The 20,043-nt window shown below is 51.1% G+C and carries 15 protein-coding genes and 1 other RNA gene; 8 read left to right on the forward strand and 8 right to left on the reverse strand.

The features are described from left to right. Positions 1-97: 97 nt before the first annotated feature. On the reverse strand, positions 98-1,540 hold the full coding sequence (locus tag H6F91_RS18440; RefSeq protein WP_190789423.1) for a hypothetical protein: 1,443 nt from the start codon (positions 1,538-1,540) through the stop codon (positions 98-100). 758 nt (positions 1,541-2,298) lie between these two features. After that, the gene (locus tag H6F91_RS18445; protein ID WP_190773306.1) at positions 2,299-3,612 is read right to left on the reverse strand and encodes a homoserine dehydrogenase; all 1,314 of its coding nucleotides are present in this window, start codon (positions 3,610-3,612) and stop codon (positions 2,299-2,301) included. A 414-nt stretch (positions 3,613-4,026) separates the two neighbouring features. Here H6F91_RS18445 and H6F91_RS18450 point away from each other — a divergent pair, with 414 nt between their 5' ends. Then, entirely contained in the window at positions 4,027-4,326 is a 300-nt protein-coding gene (locus H6F91_RS18450; RefSeq protein ID WP_190773305.1) for a DUF4351 domain-containing protein, read from the forward strand. Positions 4,327-4,559: 233 nt separating this feature from the next. Next, positions 4,560-5,372, forward strand: coding sequence for a bifunctional hydroxymethylpyrimidine kinase/phosphomethylpyrimidine kinase (gene thiD, locus H6F91_RS18455; RefSeq protein WP_190773380.1), 813 nt, complete (start codon positions 4,560-4,562; stop codon positions 5,370-5,372). A gap of 66 nt (positions 5,373-5,438) precedes the next feature. On the opposite strand, the gene H6F91_RS18460 is transcribed toward thiD, so the two are convergent. From H6F91_RS18460 to ffs, 3 genes are all read right to left on the reverse strand, one after another. Beyond that, the gene (locus H6F91_RS18460) at positions 5,439-5,876 is read right to left on the reverse strand and encodes a hypothetical protein (RefSeq protein WP_190773304.1); all 438 of its coding nucleotides are present in this window, start codon (positions 5,874-5,876) and stop codon (positions 5,439-5,441) included. A gap of 26 nt (positions 5,877-5,902) precedes the next feature. Further along, positions 5,903-6,271, reverse strand: a complete 369-nt coding sequence (locus H6F91_RS18465; RefSeq protein WP_190773303.1) for a phasin family protein — start codon at positions 6,269-6,271, stop codon at positions 5,903-5,905. Between the two features lie 298 nt (positions 6,272-6,569). Beyond that, an RNA gene (ffs, locus tag H6F91_RS18470) (signal recognition particle sRNA small type) lies at positions 6,570-6,666 on the reverse strand. Positions 6,667-6,893: 227 nt separating this feature from the next. Between ffs and H6F91_RS18475 the strand changes: the two genes are divergently transcribed. After that, positions 6,894-9,149, forward strand: a complete 2,256-nt coding sequence (locus H6F91_RS18475; protein WP_190771765.1) for an ATP-binding protein — start codon at positions 6,894-6,896, stop codon at positions 9,147-9,149. A 59-nt stretch (positions 9,150-9,208) separates the two neighbouring features. On the opposite strand, the gene dusB is transcribed toward H6F91_RS18475, so the two are convergent. After that, complete coding sequence (gene dusB, locus H6F91_RS18480; protein ID WP_190771766.1) at positions 9,209-10,273, reverse strand: tRNA dihydrouridine synthase DusB; 1,065 nt, start codon at positions 10,271-10,273, stop codon at positions 9,209-9,211. A gap of 564 nt (positions 10,274-10,837) precedes the next feature. Between dusB and dnaK the strand changes: the two genes are divergently transcribed. The 4 genes from dnaK to H6F91_RS18500 all read left to right on the forward strand — a co-directional run bounded on the left by dnaK (position 10,838) and on the right by H6F91_RS18500 (position 16,067). Then, positions 10,838-12,754 (forward strand): molecular chaperone DnaK, encoded by a 1,917-nt coding sequence (dnaK, locus tag H6F91_RS18485; protein WP_190771767.1) that lies wholly within the window; start codon positions 10,838-10,840, stop codon positions 12,752-12,754. A gap of 127 nt (positions 12,755-12,881) precedes the next feature. Then, positions 12,882-13,595, forward strand: coding sequence for a hypothetical protein (locus H6F91_RS18490; protein ID WP_206754950.1), 714 nt, complete (start codon positions 12,882-12,884; stop codon positions 13,593-13,595). Between the two features lie 357 nt (positions 13,596-13,952). After that, on the forward strand, positions 13,953-15,737 hold the full coding sequence (locus H6F91_RS18495) for a S8 family peptidase (RefSeq protein ID WP_190789424.1): 1,785 nt from the start codon (positions 13,953-13,955) through the stop codon (positions 15,735-15,737). A 105-nt stretch (positions 15,738-15,842) separates the two neighbouring features. Then, a complete protein-coding gene (locus H6F91_RS18500) occupies positions 15,843-16,067 on the forward strand; it encodes a hypothetical protein (RefSeq protein WP_190771770.1) in 225 nt (74 codons plus the stop codon). Positions 16,068-16,226: 159 nt separating this feature from the next. Here the strand turns inward: H6F91_RS18500 and H6F91_RS18505 are convergent, their stop codons facing one another. Next, positions 16,227-17,192 carry a lysylphosphatidylglycerol synthase domain-containing protein gene (locus H6F91_RS18505; protein ID WP_190771771.1) on the reverse strand — a complete coding sequence of 322 codons (966 nt, stop codon included), beginning with the start codon at positions 17,190-17,192 and terminating at the stop codon, positions 16,227-16,229. A gap of 363 nt (positions 17,193-17,555) precedes the next feature. Between H6F91_RS18505 and H6F91_RS18510 the strand changes: the two genes are divergently transcribed. Then, on the forward strand, positions 17,556-18,842 hold the full coding sequence (locus H6F91_RS18510) for an HhoA/HhoB/HtrA family serine endopeptidase (RefSeq protein ID WP_190771772.1): 1,287 nt from the start codon (positions 17,556-17,558) through the stop codon (positions 18,840-18,842). Between the two features lie 360 nt (positions 18,843-19,202). Here the strand turns inward: H6F91_RS18510 and H6F91_RS18515 are convergent, their stop codons facing one another. Next, the gene (locus H6F91_RS18515; RefSeq protein ID WP_190771773.1) at positions 19,203-19,910 is read right to left on the reverse strand and encodes a microbial rhodopsin family protein; all 708 of its coding nucleotides are present in this window, start codon (positions 19,908-19,910) and stop codon (positions 19,203-19,205) included. Between the last annotated feature and the right edge of the window lie 133 nt (positions 19,911-20,043).

The following is a 20,043-nucleotide window of genomic DNA, read 5'->3' on the forward strand; positions in this document are numbered from 1 at the left end:
TTATGGAATAAAAGCCTTCTGATGGCCTATCAAAAGAGCGGGTAGACGTCATCTTCTACCCGCTCTTCTTGTCCTCACACAATAGGCGATCGCCGTGTTAGAAGGAACTGAACGTATACACAATACCGAGCAGAGCACCGATATCAAAACTATCGAGTAACCCAGCGTTAACGGACGATGTGAAGGCCAAATTCGAGGTAATCGGAATATCGACCCCAGCGGTTAATAGCAGGTCAAACTCATTATCGTCATCATCGAAGGAGAACGCTGTTCCTGCTCCAATGAAGGGATAGAACGAGAGAAATTCAGTTGAGAATCCATCAAAATCATAGGTCACTGGAACCAAAGCTGACACGCCATCCTCGATCAGCAGACTCGGACGAATCGAAATAGATGGAGCAACGGTAATTTTGCTTACGACTGCGAAGCTGGTGTCACCCAGAGCTGTGTCGCCACCAATTCCCAAGTTAGCGCCAACTCCAATAAAGCTGGGATTATTGCGGCGGCTGGATAGCCCTAATTCCGCAGCCGTTTCTTCAACTTCCGATTCGGCTTCGGAGAGACTAGCTTCGACAGCATCATCCGTAGTGATGACGCCCCCGAAGGTGTAAGCCACTGCTGCAAACACTCCCAGGTCAAACTCATCAAAAGGAGCCGCATTCAAACCTGCAGTAATGGCGAAGTTCTCATTCAGGGGAATGTCAAGCCCTGCGGATAGGAGCAAATCCAGATTAGAGTCATCACCTGTGCTTAGAGTGAGACCACCGCCCACATAGGGAGCAATTCCACCGGGACCAGAGATGGGAAGGTCGTAGGTTACAGGCAGCAGAATGCTGACATCATCTTCAATGAAGACTGCTGGACGAACCGAGAAGGCGGGGGTAACGGCGAATCGACTGACGATCGCAAAACTCGTGTCACCAATGGCGGTATCCCCTGTAATGCCAACGTTGGGGCCAATCCCGATGAAGTTGTAACGGTAACGGGTTCCTACTCGCTGGGCGATTTCAGTCCCATCTTGAGTTTGAATGAGCTGTAGGGTATTCGGCTCGTCTGTGGAAAGACTGGCTGGCTCTTGATTAGCAGGGCTCTCTAAGTCGACTGCCGCTGCACTATCTTCGTTCAGTGCAAAGGGAGCAGGCGTCTCAACGACAGGTTCGTCTGCAACGATAGGCTCGTCTGCAACGACAGGCGAACCCATTGACTCAGTAATACTGGGAGCCCCAGGTTCCGGTTCGTTCATGGGGGCATCCATGGTTCCGGAATCCATGGGGTCTACTGCCTGGGCGATTTGTGTGGGGTTAGCAGCACTGGAGACCTCTGCATCCCAATTTTTGGTGGGCTGAGGAGTAGCCATTCCCGTTGGGATGGTAGGGGCGATCGCTCCCTCCTGCACCAACATTCCCGCCTGAGACGTTGCAGTACTACCTTCAGACTCAGGGGTTGCAGCCAACGCACCAGCCTGACCTACCATCAGCGCTGAAGCCAATAAACCCATGGCAACGAGCGCTTGCTTGAAAAGAAAATCAAATTTCACCATACTCCTCCACCTCAATGAATACAAAAAGCTCGAAGTTAACGAACTGTTTGCCTGCTTAGTACAGTCTGTTTCAAGCTTTCCTTGAAGCAGTTTGTAGAAATAAGTTGACGACCTTAAATAGCACAAAGAAACAAATCCGAAGGCTTATGCCTCCGAGTGGTCAAGTTATTTCCAATGGATTCCTTAACCGTAGTTTCACCCGGAATTATAAGGGATTTAGACCGTAAAAGGAGATAGGCCCAAAGATAGAAAAAAAACGTAAAAGCCTTTTACGGACTGATCTCTTCGCAAAAGAAGTATATTTTTATACACAAAGATAGAATGAAAGATAATATTTTTATAAACTCTTACCTGTAATGGCTTAAAAATTTTTAAAACTCTCTTCTTAGCCCAAACAAATCAAATATAAAATCCATTTTTTCAACTAATCTTGATACCTATACTAGGGGTATAGTCCTTTAGCCAATACAGTTACAAACATAATCGCAGTAGCACATCTTTCCCGTAACATCTCTCTACCCAGTGAAGCATAGCGAGTGTGTAGAAGCTTTCCGAATAAACGACGCTTCGCCCGAGTAAAAATTGCCATAGCGATCGCCAGCTAGCGTCTACTCACATCTTTCCAAAACCTAAAAGGATAATTTTGCGTCACGACGCGACGCAAAATTATCCTTTTAGGTTTTGGTGTAAGACTTACCTAAAAGAGAGGCGGGGCTATGCCCCGCCTCTCTCGTCGATATAGGCTTTGTGACAACTCCCTACAAAACTCGTAAAACGCTAGGAATTTCAGCTACGGCACTAAACTGCCGGATCTCCTCCAGTGCTTTACGGAAATTTCCCTCTTGAACATCATGGGTTACAACAACAATTTCCACTAATTGATCTTGAGAATCGATCTGAACGATCGATTCCAAACTCACATCGTGATTTCCAAAACAAGTTCCAATTTTACCAATCACACCGGATTGATCCCGAGTCAGAAACCGGGCATAAAACCGTGTCACTAGCGATTCCATGGGGCTAATGGTGCAGTAATGCTCATGAATGCAGGCCATTAAGGGGTGCAACGGCCATACCTGTTGACCCGAAGATGTTAGCAACGCCGCAATGTTTTGAATATCGGACACGATCGCACTTGCTGTCGGCCCCATGCCTGCACCAGGCCCAAAGAACATGACCTGGCCGATCGGCTCCCCTTCTACCAGAATGGCGTTATAGACATCGTTCACACTGGCAAGGGGATGCACCTTGGGCAAGAGCGTAGGATGAACGCGCACTTGCAGATGGTCGGTTGGATCGTTGGGTTCTGGGGATGCTTCGCGCTGCGCCGTGGCAATGAGCTTGATCACAAACCCTAGTTTGTCGGCATAACTAATGTCGCTGGCACTAATGTTGCGAATGCCCTCGCAGTAGACCTCGGGGAGTTTTACCCGGCCGCCAAACGCTAAAGCCGCCAGAATCGCGATTTTGTCAGCCGCATCCAGGCCATCTACATCTGCTGTAGGATCAGCCTCGGCATAGCCTAACCGCTGAGCATCGGCCAGCACCGCTGCGAAGTCAGCCCCCTCCCGCTGCATTCGCGTCAGGATGTAGTTGGTGGTGCCATTGATAATTCCCATCACCCGGTGGATTCGGTTGACACTGAGGGATTGCTTCAGGGGTTGAATCACAGGAATGCCCCCCGCGACCGCCGCCTCGATCATGACGTAAACGCCAGCCTCATTAGCGGCATCAAAGATTTCGTCGCTGTAGCGGGCAATCACTGCTTTGTTGGCCGTAACGACGTGCTTCTTGTGGGCGATCGCCTTCAAGATGAGCGATCGCGCAGGCTCCAGGCCACCAATCACCTCCACCACAACATCCACATCAGGGTCGCTCACAATGGACTCCAGGTCAGTGGTCAGGAGGGATGTCGGGAGCGAAATCGGACGCGGTTTGTCGAGGGAACGTACGCCCACTCGATGCAGCTCAATTTCCCCTAATAGAGGATGCCGCCCGTTGAGATCTTGCAAAATTTGTACTGTTCCGGCTCCAACTGTCCCAAGGCCCAACAAACCAACCTTAAATGTCACCGTTTAACCTGCCTCTATTCTTAAATTTGATTTTTAAGTACCGGGTGCCCGGCCCTCAAAAATTGTCATAATTCCGCTTCCATATTGTAGGAGGGATAGGTTCGGTTCTAGGAATCTATCCTAGAAAGCACAACCCATTGCGTTGCGGATAGGTGGTCCTGTTTCAGATGTGTGGATGGGATGTGGTGAAAGGGGCACTTCGTCCCCCTTTCACCACATCCCATCCCTATCAGGGCGTAATGGGTGGAGCAAAAATAATACAACTGTAGTATTGTTCCGGAGCGCAAAAGTGCGCCGTTGTAGTTAGAAATACATCAACAGTACACAGCAACAAGCCATTGAGTCGAATGGTGGTAATCTGCCACCCCAATGCTGACGTGCTGTATGCTACACCCCTCGTCACTTCCCTGTATTATGACCGGAACGTATCTGTCTCGTGAGCAACTGCAGCACTGGCTCCAGAAGCAGTTGCGCCATTCTTACCAAGAAGGGTTTCACAAAGGCCAGTACGACGGCATGCGGCGAGGACAGGTTCACGGTGCTGTCAACATCCTCTACATCAGTTTAGAGGAACAGTTCGGTTCGCTGGATCATGAATTACAGGCTTGGATTGCCGGGCTGTCCTTTTCAGATTTGCAAGCCCTGGCTCGCCAGTCATCTCACTTAAAATCTCTGGCTGACTTACAAAGTTGGTTAAAACAACGGGCACGTTAGAGCGTACGGCTGTCTTGTAGGCTGCAATTAAAACCAGGAAGGTTCGTTTTGAAAAGCTTTACTCAGCACCGCTTTTCAAAACGAACCTGTTCTAATTGGCGAGCGTAGGGTCACGCCCTACCAGAAATAAAATCAGCCACCTCTGGGGGTTTGCAAATCCACTACACTGCAAAAAGGCTGCTCCACTTATGCAAAGGAGCGATCGCCCGATTGTTTCCCCATTCCGCACCGTTATGACTGCTATCCCTGATTCTTCCATTCCCATCGCCATGACCATTGCAGGTTCCGATAGTGGCGGTGGGGCTGGCATCCAGGCTGACCTACGCACCTTCGCCTTTCATCGAGTGCATGGTACTAGCGCCCTTACCTGCATCACCGCGCAAAACACTCAAGGTGTAACACGGGTAGATGCACTCCCACCCGAAGCGGTTACCGCTCAGGTCGGCGCTGTGTTGAATGACATCGGTGTCCAGGCTGTAAAAACGGGGATGTTACTGAACTCAGACATTATTGCCGCCGTAGCCCAGCAGGCCGCCGAGCGTCACTTGCCAAACCTGGTCGTTGATCCAGTCATGGTATCGCGAACAGGAGCTCAGCTCATTGCCGATGAAGCGATCGCCAAACTGCGACACGATCTCATTCCCCTGGCCCACATCCTCACCCCCAACCGCTACGAGGCCCAAATGCTTAGTGGCCTGGAAATTCAAACCCTGGAGGATATGAAAACGGCTGCGCAGAAAATCCTACCCCTGGGAGCCCATGCCGTGCTGGTCAAAGGCGGCGGCATGAATGGCGAATTACGAGGCGTGGATGTGTTTTTTGATGGCGATCGCCTGGAAATCCTACAGACCGAAACCGTGGACACGGCAGATACCCATGGAACCGGCTGTACTCTGTCCGCTGCGATCGCAGCCAATCTTGCCCTGGGGCATCCTCTTCTTAGCGCCGTTCAGCAGGCCAAGGCGTATGTTACTGAAGCCCTGCGTCATTCTCTGCGAATAGGCCACGGACAGGGGCCAGTAGGTCATTTTTACGCGCTGCTATAGCGATCGTTTTCCAATAAAAATGTGCGCCGTGATTAACACAGCGCACATTTTCTCTCAAGGCGATCGTTAGTTCTGAGGAGGGTCGCCCCAGGTCGATTCCCAATCCGGGCACTTTTCCCCCTCCCAACCGTAGGGATACATGCCACAGACAAACATAACGCCGTTGTAGGCATGCCCATGGTAATGGCGGCAACCAACACAGGCTGGATGCTCATTAAACATGGGTTCTACTGTTTGGGTAATGGGGGCTGTAGTGTCTAGCAGCGAGGATTCCAGGGTTGTTACCAACTCCAAAAAGGGGTCAAGCCAGCCATACATCTCCCGTTCCAGCACATCGAGTTGTGGCATCATCGCCTCCTCGACCTGCTCCATAACCGCTTCGGAAAAATCGGCCAGGGATTCTACCGCCTCGTCAACCCCCCGGGCGACATCATCAAAAAACTGCTCAACATCCCGCGCAATGGTTTCTAGCATTTTTTCCCAATCCTGTTGCCAATTATCCATGGGTCTGATCCGGCTGAACGGCCCCCTTACTCACGGCTAAGTCGCCGCAGTTCCTCTTGTAATTTTTCCACCTGTTGACGCAAATTGTCGGCCTCTGGTCGGGGAGGGGTTGATGCGGACGGCCCATCCTCGTCTTCTAGAATCTCGATACGTCGAGGTTCTGAGGCAGACCCCGGTTCTGAAGCGGTCGGTTGCTGAGCCTTCCGCATCATTTCATCAACCATGCGTTTGGCATCCTCGGCGGTAATTTCCCCCCGAGCTACCATTTCATCCGCCAGCTTTTGGGCTTGCGATCGCAAATCTGCCAGGGTGCTTCCGGCCTTTTCTCCCGCATAGGAGGCCAGACCCACTCCTAAATAAAATGCTCGTTGGACGAGATCTCCGAATCCCGGCATCGTCCATATACTCCTATTAACGAAACAATAAAGAATGGGCCTTTGCTGAATACAGAGAAAACGGTGGTTACTCTATTTTGCTAGCTCGCCCACGCTTCCAGCATAGGAAATACATGCTTCTTTGCCTATGGGGAGAAACGTTCAGGAAACCGAACTAACCCATCTACTATCCAAACCAGGACAGCTGCACGGCATGGGGGGTGTGGCGCGTGCGCGCCACACCCCCCATGCCGTGCAGTTAAAAGTTATTAAAAGCCTGTTGGTACTGGGCGGAATGGCCTTACACCCTTTAAAACCAAAAGACCCGGAGTCCACGCCTGCGTCGAGCATCCCGTATTGCTGCTACCTTCCGGTCCTGACAAGATTTGGGCGTCGAAGCTGCATGGGTCCGAGTCAATTTAAGAATAACACGTTATGCCAGCATGTGGGGCGATCGCTCTACCTTCTATGACAATTTCCCTCCCATACTGTTGAATCCTTACAAATCAGGTTCATAAATTAAATTTTTTCCTAATTCTCCAGCTTGGTAGTCACGAATCTTTATTTCTGGGAAGGATAAGCCATAATTCGTTTAATATCCAGCCCGTCCTCTGACCCTGACTCCTGGCGATTAGTAAAGTCCATGAGCATTTCCAATCAATCTGCGTCAGATAACCCCGTCTCCCTGACGCGGTTGCTCAGTAGCCTTCCTGGGATGGTTTACCGATGCCCTAACGATCAGGCCTGGTCTATGGACTATGTCAGTTCAGGCAGCCTTGCCCTAACGGGCTACCATCCTCAACAACTGACTAAGAACCAGGAGGTTTCCTACGCCAGCCTGATTCATCCTGAGGATCGCGATCGCATCTGGAATGCCGTGCAACAGGCACTCGAACGGCACCATCCCTTCCAACTGGTCTACCGAATTCGAGATGTGGGTGGGCAGGAAAAATGGGTTTGGGAACAGGGGCAGGGAGTTTGGACGGAGCACCAGCTTGAGGCATTAGAGGGCTTCGTCTTTGACATTACTGCCCACAAAGTTTTAGAGGCTAAACAGCAAGAAGCGGCAGCAGAGTTACAAATGACTCAACGGTTCTTGCAATCGGTTCTTGAAAACCTGCCGGTCGCTGTGATCGCCAAAAATGCCACAGACTTCCGGTTCGTTCTTTGGAATGCGACAGCCACAAAATTATTTCGTCTCTCGCCCGAACAAGTGCTGGGACGAACAGGGTTTGACGTGTTTCCTCAGGCCATTGCTAAGGCCCGGCGACAGCGTGATTTGCAGGCGCTCCGGAGTGATGCCATCATCCACATTCCTGTGGAAGAGACTCAGATAGAGGGTAAATTACGGCTGTTACAAACCTGGCAAACACGAATTGTGGATGTGGATGGGACGCCCCAGTACTTGCTCACCATTGCCAATGACGTTACCGAGCGGGAGCAGTTAAGGGAAACCCAACGTCAGGCTGAAGAACGCCTGCGAACTTATAGCCAGGCTCTGGGTCAACTGGTCAGGAGTAAGACTCGGGCGCAGGAGGATTTGCACGCCAATTTGCGCGAGATTACAGAGGTCGCCTGTCGAGCTATGCCGGTGGCGATCGCCGGGATCTGGCTGTTTGCCGAAGAGGGCATGGTCTTACGGTTGACCGAGTGTTACACCCAGAAAACCCAGGAACACAGCAATGGCATCGATTTAGTTGCGGCTGACTATCCGAACTACTTCAAAGCACTCGCCTCTGCCCGACTGCTGGCCGTGGTAGATGCCTGCCAGGATCCTCGTACCCATGAATTTTGCACAACCTACCTCAAACCTCAGGGTATTACTAGCTTGCTAGATGCCCCGATCTGGCTGAGCGGTGAAATGATTGGTGTGCTGTGTCTGGAGCATGAAGGCGAACCGCGAACCTGGACTATGGAGGAGGAAAACTTTGCGGCGTCCCTTGCCGACTTTGTAAGCCTGGCCCTGGAAACCTGGAACCGCCAGCAAGCCGAAGCAGCCCTCCGCCAAAAAACTGAGCATCTGGAAGCGGCTCTGAACGAACTGCAATGCACCCAGACCCAACTGGTGCAGAGCGAAAAAATGTCGAGCCTGGGCCAGTTGGTGGCCGGTGTTGCCCACGAAATTAATAACCCCGTCAACTTCATCTACGGCAACCTGGATCCCGCCCAAAGTTACATTGATGACCTGCTGGAGCTGATTCGGCTATATCAGAAGCAGTATCCAGAACCGGGGGGCGTGATTGCTCAACACATCGACACCATCGAATTGGATTTTGTGAAGGAGGATCTGCCCCGTCTGCTTAGCTCGATGCGCATGGGAGCCGAGCGGATTCAGAAAATCGTCAAATCCTTACGGAATTTTTCGCGAACGGATGAATCGGAAATCAAGGCCGTTGACCTGCTCGAAGGCATTGAGAGTACGTTGATGATTTTGCAGAATCGGCTCAAGCGCAAGGCCGACCATCCCGAAATTCGCCTGGTGAAGGAGTACGGACCTCTACCACCTGTCGAGTGCTACGTTGGGCAAATCAATCAGGTATTTATGAACTTGTTGAGTAATGCGATCGATGCTCTAGAAGAAAAGCTCACGCAATGCCCACCTTCTGAGGAGCAGCTTTGGCTTCCCCAAATTCGAATTGTGACAGAACAGCTCCAGGAGAACTGGGTCACAATTCGTATTGCCGACAATGGGCCAGGGCTCACCCCCTCTGCCCGGCAAAACTTATTTCAAGCCTTTTTTACCACTAAACCCCTCGGCAAGGGGACGGGCTTGGGCCTATCTATCAGCTACCAGATTGTGACCGAGAAGCACAGCGGCACTTTGCAATGCTTCTCCGCACCTGGGGAAGGGGTCGAGTTTGTGATTGAAATTCCGGTAACACAATCCAGGCCTGCTTAAGATTGGGGTGGCTACTTGAGGAAGGTATTGCCTGCTCAAGCGGCTACCCAGCAGGATTGTTACACCTGAGCGAGTTCGCGGATGTCGGGAGTGCTGTCCGATTCAGGCCAGGAGTAGGTGCTGAGGTAGGCGATCGCCCCATCCAACAACTCCAATCCCTGCTCCAGAGACTCCATCACGGCCAACCGCCCCCGCAAATCTGCCGCATTCGGAAAACCTTTGGCATACCAGGTCATATGCTTGCGCGCCTGTCGAATGCCCCGTATTCCCTTGTACTCCCACAACATTTGCAGGTGATCGCGGGCACATTGCAGCTTTTCTACAGGGGTGGGAGGGACTCGCTCCTCTCCAGTCTTCAGGAAGTGGTCAATTTCGCCCACCAGGAAGGGATAGCCCAGCGTCCCTCGGGCACACATCACCCCATCTGCCCCAGTCTGCTCCAGGCAATTCACAGCCGCTTCCACCGAGAAAATATCGCCATTGGCAATCACCGGAATGGAAAGAACTTCTTTTACCCGAGCAATCCACTCCCATCGCGCCGGGCCGTTGTAGCCCTGGGCACGGGTACGACCATGGAGCGTGAGCATTTTTGCCCCGGCGTCTTCCATACGCTTGGCAAATTCAACCGCGTTAATTTCGCTATCGCACCAGCCAATCCGGGTTTTAACCGTCACAGGCACATCGACCGCTGCCACAACGGAACGCACGATTTCTGCTGCCAGCTCCGGCTGGCGTAGCAAGGAGGAGCCACCCCCGTTCTTGGTAATCTTGTTGACTGGGCAGCCCATGTTTAGATCCACGGTATCGGCCCCTTCCCCTACGGCCTTCTGTGCCGCTTCTGCCAAAAAATCAGGCCGACAATCGAATAGCTGAATACTGATAGGCCGCTCACCCGGATCAATCTCCATCAAAATTGGCAACTGCTTGACGTAGTGCAGCCCCGTCGCGTTCACCATCTCGGTATACATCATCGAGTCGGGTGCATACCGTCGCACTAACCGTCGAAACACCAGATCCGTCACTCCCGACAACGGCGATTGCAGTACCCGGCTTTGAAGCTGCACAGAACCAATGTTCAATGGGCCAGCCAGACGGGCTTTCAGTACGGGAGAGAGCGTAACCATAGTGTGGGCGATCGCTTGTGAGTGGCTTTACGATTCTACTGCTTTGTTGAGGGCCGGTGGTTAGATGAGTAGCCTATTCAGCAATTCTCAGTATGGGCATCAAAGCCAAGAGTTCACGCCCTACGGGCGTGAACTCTTGGCTTTGATGCCCGAGAACCGCGCGCCATTGGCGCGCGGTTCTCGGGCCTGATTTCAAAATGAGAATTAATGAGAGTTGCTGTAGCCTGCTACTGATCCAATCTCATAAACTTCTGGCGGCAACCCCTACCCATTCCTATACGGTTCCCCACCAGGTAACGGGGTAAAGAGTGCGTAGACTTAAAAAGTTGACGGCAGATTCAAGGCCGCTTGAGTCGTACCCTAGTTTGCCCCCTTATTCAACCGTCCCTTTGGTTGTTCGGTAAATACGCCTTCATCGTTGAGCGCAAACGCACACAGTATATAGAAAGAATTAAGTTGCGGCTTCTTGCGATCGCTCGACCCGTTCCGAGGGCGGTGCAACTTCCAAAGTATTTGGACGAACCCAAATCCACATAGACCACAGAAACCGGAGCACCATTCACTATGGCCAAAGTTGTAGGAATTGACCTGGGAACCACGAACTCCTGCGTCGCCGTGATGGAGGGGGGTAAGCCCACCGTCATCGCTAACGCAGAAGGTTTTCGCACCACTCCCTCGGTTGTTGCCTTCGACCCCAAGACCAAGGAACGTCGGGTCGGGCAGATCGCCAAGCGGCAATCTGTAATCAACCCCGAAAATACCTTCTATTCCGTTAAGCGCTTCATTGGTCGCCGCTTCGACGAAGTGACCCATGAAACCACGGAAGTTCCTTACAAGGTGCTGAACGTCAATGGCAACGTTAAGCTGGATTGCACCGCCGAAGGCAAGCAATTCGCCCCTGAAGAAATCTCGGCACAGGTGCTGCGCAAGCTGGTCGAAGATGCCAGCAAGTACCTGGGCGAAACCGTAACTCAGGCCGTTATCACGGTTCCTGCTTACTTCAACGACTCCCAGCGTCAGGCTACCAAAGACGCCGGTAAGATTGCCGGGATTGAAGTACTGCGGATTATCAACGAGCCCACTGCTGCATCCCTGGCCTACGGGATGGATAAGAAAAACAACGAAACCGTCCTGGTTTTTGACTTAGGGGGCGGTACGTTCGACGTATCCATTCTGGAAGTGGGCGAAGGCGTGTTTGAAGTAATGGCCACCTCTGGGGATACTCACCTGGGTGGTGATGACTTCGACAAGAAGATCGTGGATTACCTGGCCGAGTCCTTCAGATCCCAAGAAGGAATTGACCTGCGCAAGGACAAGCAAGCCCTCCAGCGTCTGACGGAAGCTGCGGAGAAAGCCAAGATTGAGCTGTCCAGCGTGACTCAGGCAGAAATCAACCTGCCCTTTATCACGGCAACTCAGGATGGGCCAAAGCACCTGGATACCACCCTGACTCGAGCCAAGTTCGAGGAGCTATGCTCTGACCTGATCGATCGCTGCCGCATCCCCGTTGAGAATGCGCTGCGTGACGCTAAGCTCAGCAAAACCGATATTGACGAAGTGGTAATGGTGGGTGGTTCAACCCGCATTCCTGCGATTCAAGATTTGGTCAAGCGCATTCTGGACAAGTCTCCCAACCAGACCGTAAACCCTGATGAAGTTGTAGCCGTAGGTGCTGCAATTCAGGCGGGTGTACTGGCGGGTGAAGTGAAAGACATCCTGCTGCTTGACGTCACTCCGCTGTCCCTGGGTGTGGAAACCCTGGGTGGCGTGATGACAGCCATCATCCCTCGTAACACCACCATCCCCACCAAGAAGTCGGAAGTCTTCTCTACGGCGGCTGATGGCCAGACCAACGTGGAAATCCACGTTCTGCAGGGTGAGCGCCAAATGTCGAACGACAACAAGAGCCTTGGAACCTTCCGCCTGGATGGGATTCCTCCCGCTCCCCGTGGCGTACCTCAAATCGAAGTAACCTTTGACATCGACGCCAACGGTATCCTCAACGTTCGTGCCCGTGACAAAGGTACGGGTAAAGAGCAGTCCATCAGCATCACGGGTGCTTCGACCCTGCCTAAGGATGTTGTGGAACAGATGGTACAGGAAGCCGAGCAAAATGCGGCTGCTGACCAGGAGCGTCGTGAGCGCATCGACGTGAAGAACCAGGCTGACTCTCTGGCTTACCAGGCTGAGAAGCAAATCAGCGAGTTGGGTGACAAGGTGCCCGCTGATGATAAAGCCAAGATCGAGAGCATGACCAAGGATCTGCGGGATGCGATCGCCCAGGAAGACTTCGACCGCATCAAATCCCTCATGGGTGAGCTGCAACAAACCCTCTACACCGTGGGTAGCAACCTCTACCAAGGTGCAGGTGGCGCTCCCGAAGACATGGGTAACGGCCCCAGTCCCAATGGTTCGGCAGATGGATCTAGCTCCTCTGGCGAAGATGATGTGATCGACGCTGAGTTCTCGGAAAGCAAGTAACACAAGTAATTAGGAAGCAGCTGCTTCCTAATTCATCAAAAAAAGCACCCCATTTAGGGGTGCTTTTTTTGATGCAAGAGCTTCTATTCCGTATGCCATATCACCCTGAGCTGGGATTATCCAACATGTGAAAGATGCACTTCATGCATGGATTTTTTACCCTGGCTTAAGTAGGGTGGGCGATCGCCCATCTTCCATAAAACGCTTCGCCTTCTCTCTTACAATGCCGGAATCTCTCTGGTACTTTCTCCCCTTTATTGTCGTAGCCCTTGTTAGTGGCGGTATTGGGGCATTTCTCTATGCCGTTATCACGCCTCACTTCAATTACAGATTTACGATCGCGCAACGGATCGATATTCTGCCCAAGTTTGACGCGCTGTATGGGGCAGAAGAGCTGCGATCGCAACTTACCTTTTCCAACGGAAAGCAGTCTTACCCCTATTCCGACTTACATGTGGTTCAGGTCGAAATGACGAATGAATCACCTCACAATTTTGATAACTTCGAATTCGGAATTAATCTGCCATCCCAGGCAACTATGGTCTACATTGAAGCTCAATCTCCCGATCGCCATCGTCTGGTCAAAACACTGACTCCACTTACTTTTGAGCAACCCCAGTCACAAGTTGATATCAACCTGCAACCTTTTAATCGAACCGACACCTATCGGTTTCGGCTACTGCTGCTGGCTGCTGAAGGGTGTCCCCCTTCCGATCAGATTACGTTGACGTCGGCAGAGGCTGTTCGTTTTGTTAATCTGCCCAGTACTGAGCAGATTTTGAAGAAGGCAGCTAAATCTGTGGCACTACCGTTGGGGCCTTTTAAGCTCTCTTTTCGTTGATGTAAGTCTTGCTTGGGGACGCGTCGCTCCCCAAACCCCTCGTCTGGGGGACGGACTGGCCCGTCCCCCAGACCCCCTTGGCCAAGGAGGTTTTGCAGAGGTGTTGTTAGGCCGCTTCGCATCTGTGGGGTTTGGATCAGGTTTGGGTGGTGTGTTTCTGTATGTAGCAAAATCTTTAAACCCAGGGTGTTGTTAGCAATGGCTTTGCACCGCTATTGACGTCCTGGGTTTTGGGCGAAGTTTAATAACACTCAAAAGTAATATTTATCTTCTGCCGATCGGTAGAACTATGGGCTATGGTGAGAGGAAACTCTACGGTTAGGCGCTAAGCCCTACTACCCTCTCAGGAATTGCCCCATGAAAAAAGTATTTCTCACCTTCTTGTTTTGTGTGGGGCTGCTGGTGGCCCTGGGTAGTTTTTCGGGATTGGCCAATCGGGGCACCTATGAGTCCATTGTGTTGGACTTTCGGGAGGATTTATCGGCTGGGGAATTGGAGCAGGAGTTGGGGGCGATCGCCCACCAATTTCACATCACCCCCCATCCCAACAGCATTTTTTCTGAAGCCGATCATCTTTACATTGTGGAAGGGGATGCGGAGACATTGCGGGCTCTGCGGCGATCGCCCCTCAAATCTCTCACGGAATCCATTAGCCCAAACTACGTCTATCAAGCATTAGGAGCACCCAACGACCCTGACTATCCCAAACAGTGGAACTTCCGTAGCATCAACATCGAACCGGCCTGGGATGAAACCAAGGGCCGTGGCACAACTGTCGCTGTGATTGACACGGGCATCAGCCGCGTACCTGATATGGAGCAGACCCAGTTCGTGGCGGGTTACGACTTCGTGAATGACCAGGAGGAGGCAACCGATGACAACGGCCACGGCACCCACGTTGCTGGAACCATTGCTCAATCGACGAACAACAATCTTGGGGTGGCTGGCATTGCCTACGAAGCCGCATTGATGCCTCTAAAAGTGCTGGGCCAGGGCGGTGGTGGCACGGTAGCCGACATTGCTGAAGCGATTCGGTTTGCGGCAGACCATGGTGCGGATGTCATTAATATGAGCCTGGGTGGCGGTGGGGATGCCGATGTGTTGCAGGAGGCGATCGCCTATGCCCACGATAAGGGGGTTGTGATTATCGCCGCTGCGGGTAATGCTGCAGCAAATTCCGCCGATTACCCAGCCCGTTACCCCCATGTCATTGCAGTTTCAGCACTAGACTCCAGTGGATCGAAGACTCCTTATTCCAACTTCGGAGCCGGGGTGGATATTTCCGCACCTGGTGGCGTGTTGAAGGAGGATGACCTGAGTGGCGGCATTCTGCAAAATACGATTAACCCGGAAACTGGCGAACCCGTTTACCTGTCCCTGCAAGGAACTAGCATGGCGGCTCCTCATGTAGCCGCAGTTGCAGCCCTGGTGAAGTCTGTGGGTATTGAGGAGCCGGATGCGATCGCCGACATTCTCAAACAATCTGCCCGCGTGATCAGCGACGACCAACTCAACCATTTTGGTGCCGGCCAACTCGATGCCGACGCAGCTGTGAAGCTGGCACTCAAGGGCCAGATCACGCCCCGAGACTTCTTCCGCTGGCTCAAGGAAAATGGCTATCTCAATCTACGCTTCTGGCTGGATGGCGGAGCTGTAGCTTTGCCACCGAAGCTGGGCATGGTCATTGGTTCTTACTTGTTTGCTTGGCTCCTGCGGAATTACCTTCCCTGGTTTAGCTTCTCCCTTTCCAGTGGCCTGGTGTTGGGCAGTTCTGGGCTGTTCTTTCTGCGGGGATTGTATGTGTTTGACCTACCGCAGGCTCCCTTCCGAGTGCTAGGAAGTTCCCTTCCTGAGTTGGGCAGTGCTTTACAGGCCAGCCCCATGCTCAATCCATTCACGGCCAGTCTATTGATTCCGCTAGTTCTGGTGGCCTTACTATTGGGGCATCCCTCTCTTAAGTGGTTTGCGGTGGGAGCCGGGTTGGGGGTAGCCTCGTGTCTGAGCATCAGCGCTCTGATTGATCCGGGGATGATGCTGTTGGGAAGTGGGGCGATCGCCCGCATGTTCCTCTTCGTCAATGCAATTCTCTGCTTTGGAATTGCAACCCTGGCTGCAAAAGCAGCTGCTCACTCAAACGCATAATCTCATCTAGCCCTACGCGCTTAGAACACAGAGTAGGTTGTTGGAGGACGAAACCGTCAGTTTTATACGCCAACAACCTACTTCAGCAACTCGGAGGTATGAATCATGAGCTTACAGGCCGAAGGCACAGTCAAGAAGTCCTTGATGGGCATGGGCACCTGGACATTAGTAACCGATGGTCAAACCTACGAAATTCACAAAGGTGCACCCGATGGCTTGCTTGTAGAAGGACAAAAGGTCAGAGTTAATGGCGAGGTGCGAAAGGATGTCATGACGATGGCGATGGTTGGCCCCGTGTTAGACGTGAAATCCTTTGAGCCCATGGGCTAAGCCCCAAATATGGAGATTTCCAGATAAGAACTTCCCCATTATTTGGGAAAAAGGCGCGGCTTCGCCGCGCCTTTTTCCCAAATAATGGGGATATTGTTTCCCAGAAATCTCCTATGGCCCAATTAAGGGGTTCAGCAAAGCTGAACAGAGTAATGCATATCACTTGCTACGAAAGTGATGACGATATCGCTGACGTAACTCATAAGCTCCTAACATCAGTATCGCAACGCTGAAGGGAAGAAAATAATAAATAGCTCGGTAAGCCAGTAAAGCACTAAATAACTCATTCGTGGCTACTGGGGGAGAAATCAGAGCTAGCATGACGCTTTCAAACACACCCAGACCGCCAGGCACATTACTAATGATGCCTGCCAATTGCGCTAGCAGATAAATCCCAAAAAAGCCTGGATAAGAGAGAGGGGAAGCAGACGGCAACAGGGTGTAAAGCACAGCGGCGGCCAACGCCCAATCTAAAGATGTAATGACAATCTGGGCCAACGAGAGTTGAATCGGGAGGTGCGGTATTGTCCACCCGGCAATTTGTAGGGAGCGCGCACTGATCACACTCCAGATCAAATAAGCCGTAATCACAATTAGAAATAAAACGCCAATCGGATGAACCGACGAAACAGGTAAATCCAGTAGGGCTGGAATTTCAATGGGCTCAATAACAAAGAGAATGCCACCCACCGAAAATAGCCCAAGCCAAAAACTGATATTGCAAAAAGCAATAATCTGAGCAATCTTAGTCGCAGGAATTTGCCAGGCCGCGTAAAAACGGTACCGAATCGCACTGCCACTTAACAGCGCTAGACCAATGGTGTTACTGATGGCATAGCTCGTAACAGCAGCCAACGCTGTCTTTCGATAGGGCAATGGTTGCCGAATATAGATTGCCGCCAAAGTGTCGTATCCTGTTAGCGTCCAATAATTGAGGAGAGTAAGGGCGATCGCCACCCCCACCAATCCAATCGGAATTGCCTGCACGCTGCTCCAAATTTCTTCAGGAGTATGTTGCCGTAATTGTTGGCGAATAGCCCATAAAGATATCCCAAATAGGCCAAAACCAAGAATTACTGGAAACCAGTGCGCATAGTGCTGAAACCTTTGCCGCCAGGAATGCATGATGTATTTGCAAGAATAGAAGTGGGACTTTGTGTACGTCACTAGGCATGTTTAAAGAATTCATTTTCTAGATACAACCTCTATAAAAAATCAATCCTTTAAGCATGATGTCAATTTAATCAGTACGAAATTCTGATCAAAAAAGAATTCACAGACTTGCCACTAACTTGTCATAAGACCGACATACAGACAAACTACTGTAAATATATCAGTCACTCCTCCACTCTCTTACAGGGATATTTCAAATGTTTCAAAAGGGCTTGATTTTTCGGGGTTAAAATCCATAAAAAATTGACCTTTTAAGCATTTCATCAGGCTGTAATTCAACCGTTCATACTCCCTTGAAACGGGAGGATATTTCCTATGCAAACAGGACAATCTGATAATGACAAGTCTCTTCAACCTGAATTTCAACTTGATACCAAAACCCATCAATTGCAGCGCATTTCACGGTTTTCTCCGGGACGAATGGGTAGGGCAATTGGCCTCATTCTATTAGGAGCCGGAATCGCAACAACCGGCCATTATGCAACTTCTTATTTCAGCACTCATCGTTCATCGAATACAATCGTCCAAGAACCAGTCTCTACGACATCCTTAACTTCCGCACCTGCACTCCCCCCTTCTAATTTTATTGCCAATGTGGTGCAGGAGGTCGGTCCTGCGGTTGTTCGGATTGATGCGGCCCGTACCGTCAAAACCTCTCAGCCCGAAGTATTTAACAACCCTCTATTTCAACAGTTCTTCGGTCGCCAGATGCCAACCCCACCTTCGCAACAAATTGAGCGCGGTGTGGGCTCTGGGTTTATCGAAACATCGGATGGGCGAATTATCACGAATGCCCATGTGGTCGAGGGAGCCGATACCGTACAGGTGACGTTGAAGGACGGCCGCACCTTTGAAGGCAAAGTGCTAGGGGCTGACCCGGTAACGGATGTTGCCGTTGTTCAAATTAAGGCGAATAACTTGCCTACCCTCAAGTTCAGTAACTCCGATGCGCTGCAACCGGGGGATTGGGCGATCGCCATTGGCAACCCTCTGGGACTGGATAACACCGTCACCATGGGCATCATCAGCGCCACAGGTCGTTCCAGCGGCCAGGTGGGGATACCAAACGAACGGGTCAACTACATCCAAACAGACACAGCAATCAATCCGGGTAACTCAGGTGGACCGTTGCTCAACCAGAAGGGTGAAGTAATTGGGATGAACACCGCTATCATTCAGGATGCTCAAGGAATTGGGTTCGCCATTCCGATCAACACGGTCAGCCGCATTGCCGACCAGTTGGCTGATCATGGCAAGGTAGAACATGCCTATCTGGGTGTCCAGATGATTACGCTATCGCCCCAGATGAAGCAGGAAATTAACAACAACCCTAACAGCGGACTCAGTGTGAATGACGAGCAGGGAGTGCTAGTCGCAAAAGTCATGCCCAATTCTCCAGCAGAACAAGCAGGGCTGCGATCGGGAGATGTCATCCACAAAGTCAATGGTCAAGAGGTGACAGACGGAGCGCAGATCCAACAAATTGTCGAATCCAGTGGAGTAGGTAGCAACCTGCAAATGATACTGAACCGCAATGGCCAAGAGCAAACCCTCTCCATTAAAACGGGAATGGTACCTGCACAAAACCAACCGGACGAATAGCCGCTGGATCACTCAAACGGACAGAAGAAACTAATTTTTTCGTGCGGATGACGCACGAAAAAATTACTCAGATTTTGTACCAACTAGAAGGCGATCTTTTTATCGCGACACCTGGCGACTCCACAATTTCGACTTGAAATACAACGGTCCCAGGGTTCCGTACCCATCACTGCTGAGGCAAGAGTGCAGCGTATCCACCTTCCTCTCAAAGATAGGGGAGTTGGAATTGCACCGCAGGATCTCGCCTGTGTGTTCGATTGTTTCTCGGAACCGAGCAATTGCGTATCGTATCCAATTTAAGATGTGAATTGGGGTTGGCGATCGATTGGGCGATCGCCATTCACCACGGAGACAGTCTTATCAAATAGCTGACGTTTCAAATTCTCGTGTTGGTTGTCTCTCTCCTGCCTGTTCAATTTGCTTCAAACTATTCAGGGAGAGCAGTCCAAAACCAACTTTCGATGCAATATCCAATAGCGTATATCCCATTGTTTCATAGCCCTGGCTGAGAATACTCAACCCTGTGCTACTCAAAATCCAGACGACCGGATAAAGCGTCCACAAAATGACATGCACACTCAAGAGCTTACGAAAAACCTTACGAGAACGAGGATGTTTACGTTCAGCCTCAATACGGTAGGGTTTTACCAGTAGATAAAGTGTTGCTAAAAACGCTGCACAACTCACAACATACCAAACATAGTTGATTGGTTTGGGTGACATTGTGGCAGCAAAACCCGTCAGAATCATGTAGGTATTTGCCCCCAGCAAGCTACCCGTAACAGCAACCGTACTGCGGCCTAAAAAGGCTAAATCTAACAGTAATAAAGGCGTCGACATAAACCAGGTGACATAGCGAACCCAGAAGGTCGGACGACCATAAACCTCGCTTTGCCCTTGCCCCATTGCCATTGCTAGATAAAGCCCAGCAGCAATTACGCAAATAAAAAAGTTCAGGATAAATAGGATTTTCCAGCGTTCACTTTGAGCTTGGGCAGCCCCAAATCCAAACAGCACGGAGCCAAGCGCCATGCTAATGACTCCAGTCCACAACCAGGTTTGAACCATAGTGTTATTTCAAAGTAGGAGGAATTTCTTCTACCTAGTTTCTTAAGTTTCTTAAACTTTCTCCATAGTTCAGAAGATAGATATTGGGTACATTCCACTTTTGCAAATTTGGAAACTCACTGTTGTAAGTGAA

Source organism: Leptolyngbya sp. FACHB-8, from assembly GCF_014695575.1.
Lineage (GTDB): Bacteria > Cyanobacteriota > Cyanobacteriia > Elainellales > Elainellaceae > Vacuolonema.